Annotated in this window: 17 protein-coding genes and 2 pseudogenes; 12 read left to right on the forward strand and 7 right to left on the reverse strand. The window is 74.1% G+C overall.

Annotated features, from left to right (window positions below):
* The first annotated feature begins 44 nt into the window (after positions 1–44).
* A complete protein-coding gene (gene coaE / locus IG64_RS26400; RefSeq protein WP_037860713.1) occupies positions 45–674 on the forward strand; it encodes a dephospho-CoA kinase in 630 nt (209 codons plus the stop codon).
* A 275-nt stretch (positions 675–949) separates the two neighbouring features.
* Positions 950–1,330 carry a tetratricopeptide repeat protein gene (locus tag IG64_RS26405; RefSeq protein ID WP_037860714.1) on the forward strand — a complete coding sequence of 127 codons (381 nt, stop codon included), beginning with the start codon at positions 950–952 and terminating at the stop codon, positions 1,328–1,330.
* A gap of 51 nt (positions 1,331–1,381) precedes the next feature.
* On the opposite strand, the gene IG64_RS26410 is transcribed toward IG64_RS26405, so the two are convergent.
* Entirely contained in the window at positions 1,382–1,648 is a 267-nt protein-coding gene (locus IG64_RS26410; protein ID WP_037860715.1) for a DUF6343 family protein, read from the reverse strand.
* A gap of 325 nt (positions 1,649–1,973) precedes the next feature.
* Here IG64_RS26410 and IG64_RS26415 point away from each other — a divergent pair, with 325 nt between their 5' ends.
* Positions 1,974–2,444, forward strand: a complete 471-nt coding sequence (locus IG64_RS26415) for a DoxX family protein (protein WP_037860716.1) — start codon at positions 1,974–1,976, stop codon at positions 2,442–2,444.
* Positions 2,445–2,769: 325 nt separating this feature from the next.
* Here the strand turns inward: IG64_RS26415 and IG64_RS26425 are convergent, their stop codons facing one another.
* On the reverse strand, positions 2,770–3,237 hold the full coding sequence (locus tag IG64_RS26425; protein WP_234438622.1) for an RNA-binding S4 domain-containing protein: 468 nt from the start codon (positions 3,235–3,237) through the stop codon (positions 2,770–2,772).
* 340 nt (positions 3,238–3,577) lie between these two features.
* Between IG64_RS26425 and IG64_RS26430 the strand changes: the two are divergent.
* Both IG64_RS26430 and pip read left to right on the forward strand, forming a co-directional pair.
* Positions 3,578–4,267: pseudogene (locus IG64_RS26430) on the forward strand (uracil-DNA glycosylase); the annotation flags it as partial.
* A gap of 140 nt (positions 4,268–4,407) precedes the next feature.
* Positions 4,408–5,376, forward strand: coding sequence for a prolyl aminopeptidase (gene pip / locus IG64_RS26435; RefSeq protein ID WP_037860720.1), 969 nt, complete (start codon positions 4,408–4,410; stop codon positions 5,374–5,376).
* Between the two features lie 23 nt (positions 5,377–5,399).
* Here the strand turns inward: pip and IG64_RS26440 are convergent, their stop codons facing one another.
* Positions 5,400–5,864, reverse strand: coding sequence for a GNAT family N-acetyltransferase (locus IG64_RS26440; protein WP_037860721.1), 465 nt, complete (start codon positions 5,862–5,864; stop codon positions 5,400–5,402).
* 520 nt (positions 5,865–6,384) lie between these two features.
* Between IG64_RS26440 and IG64_RS26450 the strand changes: the two genes are divergently transcribed.
* A complete protein-coding gene (locus IG64_RS26450; protein WP_037860723.1) occupies positions 6,385–7,170 on the forward strand; it encodes a nucleotidyltransferase domain-containing protein in 786 nt (261 codons plus the stop codon).
* 176 nt (positions 7,171–7,346) lie between these two features.
* The gene (locus IG64_RS41250; RefSeq protein WP_158771644.1) at positions 7,347–7,532 is read left to right on the forward strand and encodes a hypothetical protein; all 186 of its coding nucleotides are present in this window, start codon (positions 7,347–7,349) and stop codon (positions 7,530–7,532) included.
* A gap of 152 nt (positions 7,533–7,684) precedes the next feature.
* Here IG64_RS41250 and IG64_RS26455 read toward each other — a convergent pair whose 3' ends face one another.
* Together IG64_RS26455 and IG64_RS43325 are read right to left on the reverse strand one after the other, a co-directional pair.
* Positions 7,685–8,161: a hypothetical protein gene (locus tag IG64_RS26455; RefSeq protein WP_199811658.1), complete on the reverse strand. Its 477-nt coding sequence runs from the start codon at positions 8,159–8,161 to the stop codon at positions 7,685–7,687.
* Positions 8,162–8,739: 578 nt separating this feature from the next.
* Positions 8,740–9,225 (reverse strand): annotated as a pseudogene (locus IG64_RS43325) (ATP-binding protein); the annotation flags it as partial.
* Between the two features lie 260 nt (positions 9,226–9,485).
* Here IG64_RS43325 and IG64_RS26465 point away from each other — a divergent pair.
* Genes IG64_RS26465 through IG64_RS42905 form a run of 3 tightly spaced genes read left to right on the forward strand, consistent with a single transcriptional unit; the run spans position 9,486 to position 10,817 of the window.
* Complete coding sequence (locus IG64_RS26465; protein WP_037860728.1) at positions 9,486–10,346, forward strand: helix-turn-helix domain-containing protein; 861 nt, start codon at positions 9,486–9,488, stop codon at positions 10,344–10,346.
* Entirely contained in the window at positions 10,347–10,637 is a 291-nt protein-coding gene (locus IG64_RS26470) for a DUF397 domain-containing protein (protein WP_037860729.1), read from the forward strand.
* 54 nt (positions 10,638–10,691) lie between these two features.
* Complete coding sequence (locus tag IG64_RS42905) at positions 10,692–10,817, forward strand: hypothetical protein (protein ID WP_267883415.1); 126 nt, start codon at positions 10,692–10,694, stop codon at positions 10,815–10,817.
* 96 nt (positions 10,818–10,913) lie between these two features.
* On the opposite strand, the gene IG64_RS26475 is transcribed toward IG64_RS42905, so the two are convergent.
* The gene (locus tag IG64_RS26475; protein ID WP_037860731.1) at positions 10,914–12,401 is read right to left on the reverse strand and encodes a glutamate synthase subunit beta; all 1,488 of its coding nucleotides are present in this window, start codon (positions 12,399–12,401) and stop codon (positions 10,914–10,916) included.
* Between the two features lie 107 nt (positions 12,402–12,508).
* Entirely contained in the window at positions 12,509–13,243 is a 735-nt protein-coding gene (locus tag IG64_RS26480) for a DUF2293 domain-containing protein (RefSeq protein ID WP_051813368.1), read from the reverse strand.
* 63 nt (positions 13,244–13,306) lie between these two features.
* On the opposite strand from IG64_RS26480, the gene IG64_RS26485 reads away from it, so the two are divergent.
* Positions 13,307–13,939, forward strand: a complete 633-nt coding sequence (locus tag IG64_RS26485) for a uridine kinase (RefSeq protein WP_037860732.1) — start codon at positions 13,307–13,309, stop codon at positions 13,937–13,939.
* 119 nt (positions 13,940–14,058) lie between these two features.
* The gene (locus IG64_RS26490) at positions 14,059–14,853 is read left to right on the forward strand and encodes a methyltransferase domain-containing protein (RefSeq protein ID WP_037860734.1); all 795 of its coding nucleotides are present in this window, start codon (positions 14,059–14,061) and stop codon (positions 14,851–14,853) included.
* Position 14,854: the final 1 nt, after the last annotated feature.

Below are 14,854 nucleotides of genomic sequence, written 5' to 3' on the forward strand. Positions count from 1 at the left end.
GCCCGCCGGGCCGGCCGCGCACGCCAGGGCCTAAGCTGCGGCACATGCTGAAGGTGGGCCTGACCGGGGGCATCGGAGCCGGTAAGAGCGAGGTGTCACGGCTGCTCGTGGAGTGCGGCGCGGTGCTGATCGACGCCGACCGCATCGCCCGGGAGGTGGTCGCCCCGGGCACGCCCGGCCTCGCCGCGGTCGTCGACGCCTTCGGCGAGGAGGTACTCGCCGCGGACGGCAGCCTGGACCGGCCCCGCCTGGGAGCCATCGTCTTCGCCGACCCCGAGCGGCTCGCCGTGCTGAACAAGATCGTGCACCCCCTGGTGGGTGCCCGCTCCCGCCTGCTCGAAGAGGCCGCCGACGAGGACGCCGTCGTGGTCCACGACGTCCCGCTCCTCACCGAGAACGGCCTCGCACCGCTGTACGACCTCGTGATCGTCGTCGACGCGAGCCCCGAGACCCAGCTCGACCGGCTCGTACGGCTGCGCGGCATGACCGAGGAGGACGCACGCGCCCGCATGGCCGCCCAGGCCACCCGGGGCAAGCGCCTGGAGATCGCCGACATCGTCATCGACAACGACGTCCCGCTGGAGCGGCTTCGGGAGCGGGTCCGGGAGGTCTGGACGGAACTGGTCCACCGGGCCCGCGGCCCGCACCGCCCGTCCGCGGAGACCCAGGGATAGGTCCGGAGGCCCAGGGCCAGGTCCGCGGAGACACCCGGGGACACGCGCTGGAGACACCGGGGGAGGCCCGGCCCGGCCCGGCGGACACCCGGGGCCAGGCCACCGGGGAAACCCAGGGACGGGCCGGGGGCGGCGCGCGCGGCGTCCGACGGCCGCACGGACAGCCGTCCGCCACGTCCGGTGCCCGCCTGTGCCGCACCTCACCCCGGGTGCCCGCCGGAATACGGTTGTCCGGCCGGGGCGTTGAACCCTTCCAGCAAGGGAAGGACTTTGCCGTGCCCGAGACCAGCGGTTCCCCCGGACGTACTCCGGAGACGCATGTCATCGACTTTCGTGCCGCCGAACAGCTGCTCGCCGCGCGGGACCCACGGGGCGCGGTGAAGCTGCTCGACGGAGTCATCGCCGCGCACCCCGAGAACACGGCGGCCCGGCTGCTGCGCGCCCGCGCGTTCTTCGCCGCCGCGCAACTGAGACCCGCCGAGCTGGAGTTCACCATCGTCCTGGAGCGGGAGCCGGACAACGCGTTCGCGCACTTCGCGCTGGCCCGCACCTACGAGCGGCAGGGCCGTGCCGACCTGGCCAAGCGTCACTTCCGGCTGGCGGCCGCACTGGACCCGAACCCCGAGTACCTTCAGCGCGCCAAGTTCGACACCTGACCGTCCCGCCCGACGCGCCGCCGCGCCTTCGGGCCGCGGCCCCTCGGGCGGCTACCCGTCCCGCCCCTCCGGAGGCCGGTACGGCGGGACGTCACGGCCCGGCTGGTAGTGCGCCCCCTGCCGCAGATGCCGCACGACGACCGCGAAGTCGACGGCGATCACCAGCCACAGCACACCGCACGCCGCCGCCCACCCGGGCCGGCCGAGCAGTACGAACACGGCGGTGCCGAACATCGCCCAGGCCAGCCCCCACAGGCACAGCCAGAAGCGCGCCCGCAGAGCACTGCGCGCGGTCGTCGGTTCACTGCCGGTACGCATCACCGCTCACCACTTCTCCTTGCAACGTACTCTTCTGCGGGGCGTACACCAAAGGGACCACCGGCGGCCGCACCGCTCGCCGGGGGCCCGCGCCACCGGGTCTCACCCGACCGGGTGAACCGTGCCAGGCCGCGGAACGGCGGCGCGGACACGGCCCGTTGTACGGACCGGCTGGCCGGCCCGAAGACCGACACGCGGCTCCCCTCGGACTGCACCTGGTGCGGCCGTCACCCGAGGAACAGACCGGACGGCGATGAGTTCCGCCACGGAGACCGGTCTTCCTTCTGTACAGCAGCCCGCTGACCGCTTCCCGCAGGAGACCCCCATGCCCGAGACCGTCGCCGCCCCCGCAGCCTCCCTCCTCTCCCCGGTCCCGGCCGCCGCCGAGGGCGCCGCACCCGGTGCCCGAGGCCGCCGCGCCCGCGCCGTGGCCCTGCGCGCCGTCCAGGTGCTGCTCGCGCTCTTCTACGCCTTCGCGAGCGCCCTTCCCAAGCTCATCGCGCACCCTTCGGCCGTCGAATCGTTCGACCGGATGGGCTGGGGCAGCGCGGGCATGTACGTCATCGGCACACTCGAACTGGCCGGTGCGGTCGCACTGCTGGTCCCGGTGCTGCAGTCGGTCGCGGCGCTGGCCCTCGGCGCGCTGATGGTGGGCGCGTTCGTCGTCCAGCTCACCGTCTTCGACGGGCAGAACGCTGCGACCCCGGTCGTCCTGATCGTCCCGCTCCTCCTCATAGCGTGGGCCCGGCGGGGCGCCACCGCGCGCCTGCTGCGGACGGCCCGCCGGCAGGGCTGAACCCGCCCCGCGCCAGGCCGCCGACGGAGCGGGTGGCCGCGCTGCCGCCCGGGCAGCCATGGGGCAGCCGGGGTGTCACGGCGCCGCCGTGGCGACAAGGCGACGCAGGGCCGTGGTGGCTCCGGGACCGTGGCGGTGCTGCCGGGCGGTGGTGGCTCCGGGACCGTGGCGGTGCTGCCGGGTGGTGGTGGCTCCGGTGTCAGGGCCCGGGGAGTGGAGCCGGGCCGTGGTGGCTCCGGCCGTCAGGCGCCACTGGCGCCGTCGGGCGCCGGGCGGCCGTGGCGGGACCCGGCCGGTCTCCACGGCCGCGGGCGCGCCGGACGGGCTACCGGCTCCGCGGCCGGCCCGCCGGTCCGCTCGGCCCGTCCAGGCCACCCATGTCGCGCAGTCGCTCCAGCTCGCGACGGTCCCGCTTCGTCGGGCGCCCGGCACCGCGGTCGCGGACCCCCGCGGGAGCGACGGCCTCGCGGGGCGGGGGCGGCGGCGAGTTGTCGACGTAGCACTGGACGGCCACGGGCGCGCCGACCCGCTTGCGGATCAGCCGCGTGACGACGACGATCCGCTCCCGGCCCTCGCCGCGCAGGCGGACCTCGTCGCCGACCCGGACGGAGTGCGCGGGCTTGACCCGCTCGCCGTTCACGCGGACATGGCCGCCACGGCAGGCGGTCGCGCCGACCGAGCGCGTCTTGACCAGGCGGACGGCCCAGATCCAGCTGTCGATCCGCACGGTCTCACCAGGCCCCGGACCGGCGGCCTCGGCGGCGGCGACGGCGGCGGCGACCTTGGGATCCATCCCGGCGGTGCCCTTCGGTTCCGCCGCACCACCTGCCCCGTCGGCCTCAGCACCACCGGTCTTCGGAACAATGGCCGCACCGGTCTTCGGACCCGCGGCGGCGCCAGCCGTCACATCCGCGGTGTCACCGGCCGTGGCGATGGCCGTGTCACGGGCCTTCGCATCCGCGCCGCCACCGGCCGCCGCCTCGTCCGCCGCCGCGGACGACCGCGGGGAGGCCCCTCGCGTCCGTCCGCGCCCGCCGCCCCTGCCCTGGTCGCGGTCCATGTCGTCTCCCGAAGCCATGGTCCCGACCTTAGTCTCCCGACCCCACCGTCCCGCACGAAATTACGGTGGAGGCATGGACACCAGCAGCCTTGCCGCTCTCGACCAGCGGATCACCCGGTGCCGGGCCTGCCCGCGCCTGGTGACCTGGCGCGAGGAGATCGCCCGCACCAAACGGGCCGCGTTCGCCGACTGGACGTACTGGGGCCGCCCCGTGCCGGGCTTCGGGCCGCCGGACGCACGGCTGCTGATCGTCGGGCTCGCACCGGCCGCGCACGGCGGCAACCGCACCGGCCGCATGTTCACCGGGGACCGCTCCGGTGACGTCCTCTACAAGGCACTCCACGACGTCGGGCTGGCCTCTCAGCCGACCTCCGTCTCCGCCGACGACGGCCTGGAACTGTACGGCGTGCGCATCACCTCGCCCGTGCATTGCGCCCCGCCCGCCAACAAACCGACGCCCGGCGAGCGGGACACCTGCCGACCCTGGCTGGTCCAGGAACTGCACCTGCTGCGGCCCACCCTCCGGGCGGTCGTGGTGCTCGGGGCGTTCGGCTGGCAGGCCGCGCTGCCCGCCTTCACCGAGGCGGGCTGGACGGTGCCGCGTCCCCGCCCCGCCTTCGCCCACGGCGCCCACGTGCCGCTCGACGGACTCGACCTCTTCGGCTGCTTCCACGTGAGCCAGCGCAACACCTTCACCGGCCGGCTCACCCCCGGAATGCTCCGGGACGTCCTGCGGACGGCGGCACGAGCGGCGGGACTGCCGACCACGCCGGTGCCGGCCACACCGTCCGCGGGGGCCGGGGCCGGGGCGGAAGCCGGGGCCGGGGCCGGGGACGCGGACAAGGAGGAGGGCGCGGCGGAAAACGAGGGGACGGGCCCGTAGCCGGCGGCTAGGGTGCGCCGATGCCCTTGTATCCGGAGATCGAACCGTACGACCACGGCCTGCTCGACGTCGGTGACGGCAACCGCGTGTACTGGGAGGTCTGCGGCAACCCGCACGGCAAGCCGGCGCTGATGCTGCACGGCGGGCCGGGCTCCGGCTGCACCCCGGGCCACCGGCGTTACTGCGACCCGGCCCGCTACCGGATCGTGGTGCTCGACCAGCGCGGCTGCGGACGCTCCACACCGCACGCGAGCGCGTACGACACCGACATGCGCGTCAACACGACCGCGCACGTGCTGGCCGACCTGGAGCTGCTGCGCCGGCACCTGGACATCGAACGGTGGCTGGTGTGGGGTGCCTCGTGGGGGGCGGTGCTGGCGCTGCGGTACGCCCAGACCCGTCCCGGTGCCGTCTCCGAACTGGTCCTGACCGGGATCGCGACCGGTTCGAACGCCGAGGTGGCCCTGCTGACCCATGGTCTGGGCAGGATCTTCCCCGACGCCTTCGCCCGGTTCCTGGCCGCACTGCCCGAGGACGCCGACCGCACCGGCAACCTCGCCGCCGCCTTCAACGGGCTGATCGAGTCGCCCGACCCGGCGGTACGGGAGCGGGCGGCACGCGCCTGGACCGACTGGGAGACTGCGATCATCCCCGCACCGCCGCGCTCCGTGGCGCGCTACGAGGACCCGGCGTTCCGCATGGCCTTCGCCCGTACGGTGACGCACTACTTCGGCAACGACCACTTCCTCGGCGCGGGGAACGACGAGGGCGTCGTGCTGCGCGACGCCCCCTTGCTGCGAGGCATCCCCGGCACCCTGGTCCAGGGCAGCCTCGACCTCGGCAACCTCCTCGGCACGCCCTGGCGCCTGCACCGGGCCTGGCCGGGCAGCGAACTGGTGATCGTCGACCAGGCGGGGCACAACGCGGCGGCGCCCGGCGTGGTGGACGCGCTCGTCGCGGCCACGGACCGGTACGGCACCGGCGGTTGAAGGAACGGACCGCGGGACCGGCCTCACGGGCGCCAGACGTACCGTACGTCCGGCTCCCGTTCCTCGTTCCCGCTGCCGTCGGTGTACTCGGCGGCGACGAAGCCGTGCCGCTCGTAGAAACGGTGGGCGGGCTCGTTGACCTGGAAGGTCCACAGCGTCAGCCCCCGCGGGACGCGCTCCTTGGCCAGGGCGACGAACCGGTCGCCCAACCCCCGCCCCCGCCACCCCGGTTCGAGGTAGAGCTGGGACAACTCCTCGCCGTCGAGCACCATGAGCCCGACGACACCGGCCCCGCCGCGGTCGTCGGCGACCCATGTCTCCCGGAAGGGCACCACCACGTCCCGGAAGTACGCGCGCACCTCGTCGTCGGAGTGCGGCCGCACGACCGTCGGCAGCGCGGCGGCGAAGGACCGCAGCCAGACGCCGGCCGCGGCCGGGGCATCGGGAGCACCGGCCCGCCGCAGCACCACGGAGCCCGCCGCGCTCATGCGCCGTGCCCCTCTCCCGCGGCCCCCGCGCCGGTCGCCGGCACCTGCGCCGGGTCGCTGCCCACCGCGCGGAGCCGCTCAGGGAGATGGGCGCTCACCTGCCCGGCCCGGCGCACGGGAGCATCCGCTCCGACGAGGTTGCCTCCGGCGTCGCACGGCACGGATCCGGCGCGGAAGGCCGGCTGCGTGCCCGCCTCGGCGACGCGGACGTGCGAGTGCCGGGGCGGCGGACAGAGGCGGGATGCTGTGACGTGCTGGATCAACGGGGCTCCCGGGGCGGCCGGTTGGCGGCGGTGGACGGCGGACGACCCGCCGATGATGCGCGTCCGGGGACGTGGCCGCACCCGAATTTCCCGCGACCGGCGGTCCCGGCGGACGCGGACAAGGGCAGGCGCCGGGGAGCGGCGGACAGCGGGAGTCAGTAGTCGCCGGGAAACGGCGGGCGCCGGGCGATCTGAAGGCGCCGGGGAACGGCGGACGCCGGGGGACTAGAAGACGGAGAACGGAGAACAAGGTGCGTATGGAGCTTTCGGACGAGGTCTTCCTCGACACCACCGCGGACCGCCTCGCCGCGCTCCCCGGCGTCCGGGCCGTGGCCCTCGGCGGCTCGCGCGCCCAGGGCACCCACCGGTCCGACAGCGACTGGGACCTCGCGGTCTACTACCGCGGACGTTTCGACCCCGCCGACCTGCGGGCCGTGGGCTGGCCGGGCGAAGTCTCCGCGATCGGCGGCTGGGGTGGCGGCGTCTTCAACGGCGGCGCGTGGCTGACCGTCGACGGGCGCCACGTCGACGTCCACTACCGCGACCTGGACGTCGTGGAACACGAGTGGGCCGAGGCGGAGGAGGGCCGGTTCCGGGTGGAACCGCTGCTCTTCCACCTCGCCGGGATCCCGAGCTACCTGGTGGTGGCGGAACTCGCGGTCAACCGGGTGCTGCGCGGCGAGCTGCGGCAGCCGGCGGCGTACCCGGAGAAGCTGCGCCGGACGGCGCCCGGACACTGGTACGGCCTGGCCACGGCCACCCTCGGCTACGCGGAGGACGGGCACGCGGCCAAGGGCGCGCTCGTCCAGACCGCCGGTGCGATCGCCCTCGCCACGACTCAGACGGCCCACGCGGTGCTGGCCGCGCGGGGAGAGTGGGTCACCAACGACAAGGGGCTGGTCGACCGCGCGGGCCTGGGCCGCGTCGACGGCATCCTCACCGGCCTGACCGCCTCCCCCACGGCGCTGAGACGGGCCGTCGCCGAGGCCGGACACGTCCTCGGCGACGCGGTGGGCGCCCTGCCGAAAGACACGAACGTGTGAACACGAACGGTGCACGGAGCGAAGCGGAAGGTGATCGTCTGGGCCGAAAGTGTGAGGTGAGACCCACTTTCGGCGTTGAACTCGTGTCAACTACGTCTCAGTACCGTCACTGGGCGAGGCGTTCACCCCATGCTTGGCGTTTAACTCTAGGAGAACAGCTCGACAGGAGGTGCAGGGTGAACGGGCGAACGGTGCTCGAGCGCTTTCCCGCCGGTGGTCCGCGCGGATCGTGGCCGGCGGAGGAGTTCGCGCATGCGCGGCGTCTGGAGGGCCTGCCCGCCGAGGTCGTGATGGACCTCGCGACGGACACTTTCCTGGTGATCGTCAGGGGCGCCGAGGGCGGCGGTGACGTGACCGCCTGAACCCGGCGCGTACCCCGGCGTGCGGGCGCGGCCGTCTGATCCCGGCGCGTGCCCCGGCACGCGGACGCCTGCCGGAGGGCGTGCGGGAGCGCGGGCGTCCGGGAGGCGCGCGGTGGCGCGAGGGTGTGCGGACGTCCGTCGGGGGCGGCAGCTCAGGCGCTGACGGGGCGGGACCAGGCCGGTGTCGCGCCCGTCACCCGGCACACTGCCAGGTAGAGCGGGATCGGCGGCGTGTAGGGCACCGGTCCGTCGGGGCGGTGGATGAGGGCGGGCAACCGGTCGCGTGCGGTGTCCGGCAGGACCGCGCCGGTCGCGTAGTGCGCGGCGGCCGGCCAGCGGAGCGCGTAGTCGGAGTCCGAGGGCACGATCCACCACCAGTGCGTCGCGTCGGCGTAGACGCAGCCCACGCGCGGCAGCCGGGGCATCAGCTGGGGGCCGAAGCGGGCGGGAACCGCCACCGCGTCACAGCCCAGCGGAAGGGTCATGCCCTCGGGAAGGGCCAGCCGGAGCGGCGGACCGGACCGGTCCGGACCACCGGGAGCGCCAGGCGCACGCGTCGCGCGCCCGAGGCGTACGAGGGTGTCCAGGCTGATCACCCGACCGGAGCCGGAAGCACCGCTCACAGCCATACGGCCCCCGTTCCATGAGGTTCCTGCGGTCGCGTTCCCTGTGCTGCCTGCGGGAAGTGGGATGTCTGCGCGGGATGCGGCCCTTGCCAGCCATGGGGCGCCTGCGGCCCGACATGCGCCTGGGGCGAGTGGGGCCCGTGAGGTGTCTGAGGTCCATGCGCTCCGTGCATCCCGTGCGGGGGCTGCGGGGCGTGCGGCAGGTGGGGACTGTGGCCGTGCGGGACGTGCGGGCCCTGCGGTCCGGGCAGGACGGGGTGCGCCGCCGCCCCCCGCGTCTGTCCCGCGTGCCCCGCCTGCGCCGTCTTCCGGGTCTCCCGTGCCGCCCGGGGGTCGTCCTCGTGGCCGGGCTGGCGGGCCGGTGCCGGCTTGGGACGGGCTCCCCAGCCGAGGTCCCCGCGGACCTCCGGTACGTCTTCCCGTACGTCCTGCGTTTCCCGTACGTCCTGCGCTTCCTCCGCCCCGTGCGGGTCCGGGACCGCGCCGGGCACGGCGGCCGGGACTCCCGCCGGTGCCGGGACTCCGTGCGGTGCCGGGAGTTCCCGCGTGTCCGGCAGACCGTCGCTCGCCTCCGCCGCGCCGGCCGCGCGGGGCAGCTCCGCCCACACCACCAGCCCGGGACCCTGTTCCTGCGCACCCCAGGCGCGACACAGGGCCTCGACGAGAAGCAGGCCCCTGCCGTGCTCCTCCTCCGGCCGCTGCGGCGACGGGTGGGGCTCACCCGGGGCGCAGCCCTCGTCACGCACGGATATGCGCACCAGGTCGTCACCGTCGAGCAGCTCGCAGACGATCTGGTTGCTCGCCGTGTGCACGATGGCGTTGGTGACCAGCTCGGAGACGACCAGGGCCGCGGTGTCGCAGGTGTCCTCGCACACCGACCAGCCGGTCAGCCGGCGTCTGGTCAGCTGTCTGGCCTGTGCGGGGGAACCCGGATGTGCGGCCAGTTCGAAACGGAACCGGCGCTCGGCAACGGCCCCGGTGGGGCCCGCTCCCGTGGCGGCGCCGGGGGCGAGGAGGCCCGCGGCGGCGTCTGTTCCTAAGGGCGGGGACGGAATCACGCTTGCCACTATCTCCCCGCCGTGAACACTTGGCAAGTGTCACTATGAAAAATGCAGAGTGCTGTGTGACGCGGTGAGGGGCCGTGGCACACTGCTCGCAACAGCATGTCGCGCGGCGCCAGTTGAGATCGTCCGAGGATCCGCCGGGTCCTCGAATGAATCTTCGAATGGCGCCGCAGGCCTGTCGGGATTCTTCAGGGCCGTCCGGGCCCGTCGCGGGTCAGCGGACCCGCGAGGAGCCCTCGGGACTTCTCAGGTGGAGGTGGAGTGTGAGCGAACCGCGGTCCGCGCCGACGGTCGGCCAGGTCGTGCTCGGCCGACGCCTGCTCGACCTGCGGGAACGCGCGGGGCTCAAGCGTGAGGAGGCGGCTCGCATCCTCCGCGTCGCCCCCGCCACCGTCCGCAGGATGGAGATGGCCGAGGTCGCCCTCAAGATCCCCTACCTGCAACTGCTGCTGAAGGCGTACGGCATCCCGGACGACGAGGCCGAGGCCTTCGTGCAACTGGCCGAGGACGCCAACCGGCCCGGCTGGTGGCAGCGGTTCCACGACATCCTGCCGGGCTGGTTCTCGATGTACGTCAGCCTGGAGGGCGCCGCCGCGCTCATCCGCTCCTACGAACCCCACTTCGTGCCCGGACTCCTCCAGACCGAGGACTACGCGCGCGGAGTGCTCACCTCGGGCGCCATAGGACAGACCAGCCCCGAGGACATCGAGCGCCATGTCGCGCTCCGCATGCAACGCCAGGACCTGCTCACCCGTCCCGACGCGCCCCGGTTCTGGGTCGTCCTGGACGAGACCGCGCTGCGCCGCCCGGTCGGCGGCCCGGAGGTGATGCGTGCCCAGATCGACAGATTGCTCGACGCCACGAAGCTGCCCAACGTGACGCTGCAGGTCGCCCCGTTCTCCTCGGGGCCGCACCCCGGCACGTACGGGCCCTTCGTGCTGTTCCGATTCGCCATGCCCGAACTGCCGGACATGGTCTACAGCGAGTACCTGACCGGCGCCGTCTACCTGGACGCGCGCAGCGAGGTGGCGACCCACCTCGAGGTCATGGACCGCATGGCGGCGCAGGCCGCTACGGCACATCGCACGAAGGAGATCCTCCGGGATCTCCGCAAGGAGCTGTGAATGGATCGCATCACGTCCCAGCCCTCGCCGAGCCGTCGCGGCCGGCGGCTCCGCGGCGAGCGGATCTACAACGGCATGCCTGCCAGGGAACTGGGCAGTGAAGGCTGGCACAAGCCGTGGAGCGGCGGCAACGGGGGCAACTGCCTGGAGGCGATGAAGCTGGCCGACGGCCGGATCGCGGTGCGCCAGTCGACCGACCCGGACGGGCCGGCCCTCATCTACACCACCGACGAGATGACCGCCTTCATCGAAGGCGCCAAGGCGGGGGTGGCCGACTTCCTGCTCTCCTGACCGGCGTGCGCCGTTCTGCTTGCTCGACTTCCTAATTTTGGTACGGACTTGATCATGTCGGACCCCGGCGGCTTCGACAGCCCCCACGACCCCGATGGCCCCTACGACCCCGATAGCTCCTACGACTCCTACGACTCCTGCGGCTCCGACGGCGTCAGCCGCTCACGGAGCGCCGCATGAGCTGACCCGACTGGAACCGAACTGCCTGAGCTGCCCTGCCCCGCACCTGAGCTGCCCTGACCGTCACCGGCCGCCGGCTCGCGCGCCGGTGACGGACTACACCGCCATGGGACGGTCGTAGGGCCCGATCGGTGCCGGAAGGTGTGAACTGCCCGTCAGGTACCGGTCGACCGCCGCCGCCACCGCCCGTCCCTCCGCGATGGCCCACACGATCAGCGACTGCCCGCGTGCCGCGTCCCCGGCCGCGAACACGCCGGGAACAGAGGTCGCGAAGTCGGGTCCCCGCACGACGGTGCCCCGCGGCGCGAGTTCGATCCCCAGCTGGTCCACGAGACCGTCCTCCCGGTCCGGTCCGGAGAAACCGAGCGCGAGCAGCACCAGATCGGCCGGCAGCGTGCGCTCGGTGCCGGGCAACGGGCGTCGCCGCGCGTCCACTTCGGTCAGGTGCAGCTCGCGCACGTGTCCCTGCCCGTTGCCGGTGAAACGGAGCGTGGACGCCGCGAACAGGCGTGCGTCCGCGTCCGCGGCGGGCGCCGTCCGCAGCGCACCGGCCTCCTCGTGCGCGGCCGAGAGCCGGTAGAGCTTCGGGTAGGTCGGCCACGGCTCGCTCTCCTCGTCGCGCTCCGTGCCGGGCTGGGCGTAGATGTCCAGCTGGGTCACGGACGCGGCGCCCTCCCGCACCGCCGTGCCCAGACAGTCGGCGCCCGTGTCACCGCCGCCCACGATGACCACATGGCGGCCCGCCGCGGACAGCGGTGAGACCCGGAGGTCGCCCTCGCACACCCGGTTGGCCAGCGGAAGGTACTCCATCGCCTGCCGCACCCCGGACAACTCACGGCCCGGCACGTCGAGTTCCCGCCAGGCCGTCGCCCCCGTGGCGATCACCACCGCGTCGTAGCGCGCGCGCAGCTCCGCCGCCGCGACGTCCCGCCCGACCGCGGTCGACGTACGGAACCGGGTCCCCTCGGTCCGCATCTGCTCCAGCCGGCGCTCCAGACGGCGCTTCTCCATCTTGAACTCCGGGATGCCGTACCGCATCAGGCCGCCGAGCCGGTCGTCCTTCTCGTACACGGCGACGGTGTGTCCCGCGCGGGTGAGCTGCTGGGCCGCGGCGAGTCCGGTCGGGCCCGAGCCGATCACCGCCACCGTGCGCCCCGACAGCCGGTCCGGCGGGCGCGGCGGGGTGAAACCTTCCTCCCAGGCGCGGTCGGCGATGGCGCACTCGACGTTCTTGATGGTGACGGCCGGCTGGTTGATCGCGAGCACGCACCCCGCCTCGCAGGGCGCCGGGCACAACCGCCCGGTGAACTCGGGGAAGTTGTTCGTCGCGTGCAGCCGGTCGCTCGCCGCCCGCCAGTCCTCCCTGGATACCAGGTCGTTCCACTCGGGGATCAGGTTGCCCAGCGGACAGGCGTCATGGCAGAACGGGACTCCGCAGTCCATGCAACGGTCGGCCTGCCGACTGATGATGGGCAGCAGCGCCCCTGGGACGTACACCTCGTCCCAGTCGCCCACCCGTTCCCGGACCGGCCTGCGGGGCCACTCCTCGCGGGGCGTGTTCATGAAACCCTTGGGATCGGCCATGGCCGTCTCCCTTGTGATCGGGCGGCACCCTTCCCGCCACGCGCGGCACTCCTGCGGCCACGATACGTCGCCCCGGCCGCACGCGCAGAGTGCGCGGCCCCTCCCTCTCAGGCCGCGCGGCGCACGCCGTCCTCCTCCCGCTCCTCCCGCTCCTCCCGCCACGCCCGCAGCACCGACTCCACGGCGTCCGCCGTGAGCCGACGGGCCTCGTGCCGTGCCACTTTCTCCATCAGCAGCCGGTCGTAGGGGGTGTCCAGGTGCCGGACCGAGGCCCGCACCGCGCAGAGGACCGCGCCCTCGGACAGCGCCCGGCCCGCCGCGCTGCGCCCGACCCGGCCGCTGCCGCGCGCCGAGGCGTGCGCCGCGATGTCGTGGGCACGCCCGGCCGGACAGCCGGGGAACAGCCGTCGGATCTCCGCCGCGAAGGCCTCCGTGAACCGTACGTCCTGCGCCGCCCGCCGCCGCGCGTCCCGGGCCCGCCGCCGCCGACGTGCCTCGGCGTCCGCCAGGCACCGCTCCTCCGCCCGGGCCAGAGCCGCCTCCTCCACGAGGAGTCCCTGCCGTTCGTACCGGCCGCGGCGCCGGCTGAACCGCACCACCACCGCCGACAGCGTGCTCTCCTCACGCGCCCTGCGGGTCAGTGCGGTGTCGCCGCGCGGCAGGAACAGCAGGTGGCCGAGGTCGGCACAGCCCAGACAGCGGGGCCGCCCCTCCTCCAGGACGAGCAGGGACAGGGGCCCGCGGCGGCATGCCGCACAGTGCTTCTTCCGCAGCGGCTGGACGACGAGGAGCCCCGGCGTGAGCGGGGCGGTCGGGGGCGGGGGAGGCGGAGGGCGGCCCATGGGAGGTTCATTCCCGTAGCGGCCCCCGGCCACCCGCCCTGCCGCCTGCCGCATCATGACCCTGTGCGACTCGAAGCGATCACCTGGGAACGACTCGGCGACCTCCTGGTCGAACGGCTGCTCGACCTGGAACCGGGCGACGGCGGTGTCTGGCCCCGCGTCGCCTTCGACGGTGCTCCCGCCGCCCGCCCGGGCGACCTGGCCGAACGCGTCAGCGAGACGCTGCGGGTGCGCGGCAGACCGTCCCTCGTCATCGGCACCGAGGGGTTCCTGCGCCCGGCCTCCCTCCGGCTCGAACACGGCCACCGGGACGTGGACTCCTACTACGACGGCTGGCTCGACACGGGCGCCCTCTGGCGCGAGGTCTTCGGCCCGCTCGAGCCCGGCGGGGACGGCCGGGTCCTGCCGGACCTGTGGGACCCGGGCACCGACCGGGCCACCCGCAGCTCCCGCGTCCCGCTCCCGCCCGGCGGGCTGCTGTTGCTGCACGGCCCCCTGCTGCTGCGGCACTGGTTCCCGTTCGACCTGAGCGTCCACGTCCTGCTCTCGCCGGGTGCCCTGCGCCGCCGCACGCCGGAGACGGAGCACTGGACGCTGCCCGCCTTCGAACGCTACGAGGCCGAGACCGACCCGGCCGCCACGGCGGACGTCCTGGTCCGCGCCGACGACCCACGCCACCCGGCATGGAACGGCTGACCGCCTCGGCTGCGACCGTCCGGCGTCCGTCTCGGCTCCGGCTGCGACCGTGCGGCGTCCGTCTCGGCTCCGACCGTCCGGCGTTCGTCCGTTCGACGGTGCGGCGGCATGATCGGGGTATGACCCACGGCGACGGATACCTCCTCGGCAACCGGCAGACCGAGGCGGGCGAGCGGTTCGAGGCCTTCGCCCACCTCTTCGACCCCACGACCTTCCGGCACCTCGACGCGCTCGGAGTGCAGCGCGGGTGGCGGTGCTGGGAGGTCGGCGCGGGCGGCACGTCCGTCGTCTCCTGGCTGGCCGATCGCGTCGGCCCCACCGGCCAGGTCGTCGCGACCGACATCGACACCACCCGGCTCGCCGCAGCCGCCCGGCCGCCGGTCGAGGTGCGCGTGCACGACGTCGGTGCCGAGGAACCGCCGGGGGAGGGCTTCGACCTGGTGCACGCCCGGCTCGTCCTGGTCCACGTACCCGACCGGCACAAGGCGCTGCGGTCCATGATCGCGGCGCTGCGTCCCGGCGGACGCCTGCTGCTGGAGGACGCCGACCCCGCGTTGCAGCCGCTGCTCTGTCCCGACGAACACGGTCCCGCCGAGGAACTGGCGAACCGGCTGCGGCGCGGGTTCCGCCGACTGCTCGCCGACCGCGGAGCCGATCTGTCGTACGGGCGCACGCTCCCGCGTCTGCTGCGCGAGGCGGGGCTGCACCAGGTAGAGGCCGACGCCTACTTCCCGGTCACCTCGGCTGCGTGCGCCGCCCTGGAGTCCGCCACGGTCCGTCAGATCCGTGACCGGCTCGTCGCCGCGGGCCTGGCCACCGACGAGGAGATCGACCGCCACCTGGCCAATGTGGCCACCGGCACCATGGACCTGGCCACGGCCCCGATGTTCTCGGCCTGGGGCCGGAAAGAGTAGC

Source organism: Streptomyces sp. NRRL S-340, from assembly GCF_000720185.1.
Taxonomy (GTDB): domain Bacteria; phylum Actinomycetota; class Actinomycetes; order Streptomycetales; family Streptomycetaceae; genus Streptomyces.

Coding starts and splice junctions, on each gene's coding strand:
- coaE (WP_037860713.1), top strand. CDS start 45: ATGCTGAAGGTGGGCCTGACCGGGGGCATCGGAGCCGGTAAGAGCGAG.
- IG64_RS26410 (WP_037860715.1), bottom strand. CDS start 1,648: ATGCGTACCGGCAGTGAACCGACGACCGCGCGCAGTGCTCTGCGGGCG.
- IG64_RS26415 (WP_037860716.1), top strand. CDS start 1,974: ATGCCCGAGACCGTCGCCGCCCCCGCAGCCTCCCTCCTCTCCCCGGTC.
- IG64_RS26425 (WP_234438622.1), bottom strand. CDS start 3,237: ATGGATCCCAAGGTCGCCGCCGCCGTCGCCGCCGCCGAGGCCGCCGGT.
- pip (WP_037860720.1), top strand. CDS start 4,408: ATGCCCTTGTATCCGGAGATCGAACCGTACGACCACGGCCTGCTCGAC.
- IG64_RS26440 (WP_037860721.1), bottom strand. CDS start 5,864: ATGAGCGCGGCGGGCTCCGTGGTGCTGCGGCGGGCCGGTGCTCCCGAT.
- IG64_RS26450 (WP_037860723.1), top strand. CDS start 6,385: ATGGAGCTTTCGGACGAGGTCTTCCTCGACACCACCGCGGACCGCCTC.
- IG64_RS26455 (WP_199811658.1), bottom strand. CDS start 8,161: ATGGCTGTGAGCGGTGCTTCCGGCTCCGGTCGGGTGATCAGCCTGGAC.
- IG64_RS26470 (WP_037860729.1), top strand. CDS start 10,347: ATGGATCGCATCACGTCCCAGCCCTCGCCGAGCCGTCGCGGCCGGCGG.
- IG64_RS42905 (WP_267883415.1), top strand. CDS start 10,692: ATGTCGGACCCCGGCGGCTTCGACAGCCCCCACGACCCCGATGGCCCC.
- IG64_RS26475 (WP_037860731.1), bottom strand. CDS start 12,401: ATGGCCGATCCCAAGGGTTTCATGAACACGCCCCGCGAGGAGTGGCCC.
- IG64_RS26480 (WP_051813368.1), bottom strand. CDS start 13,243: ATGGGCCGCCCTCCGCCTCCCCCGCCCCCGACCGCCCCGCTCACGCCG.
- IG64_RS26490 (WP_037860734.1), top strand. CDS start 14,059: ATGACCCACGGCGACGGATACCTCCTCGGCAACCGGCAGACCGAGGCG.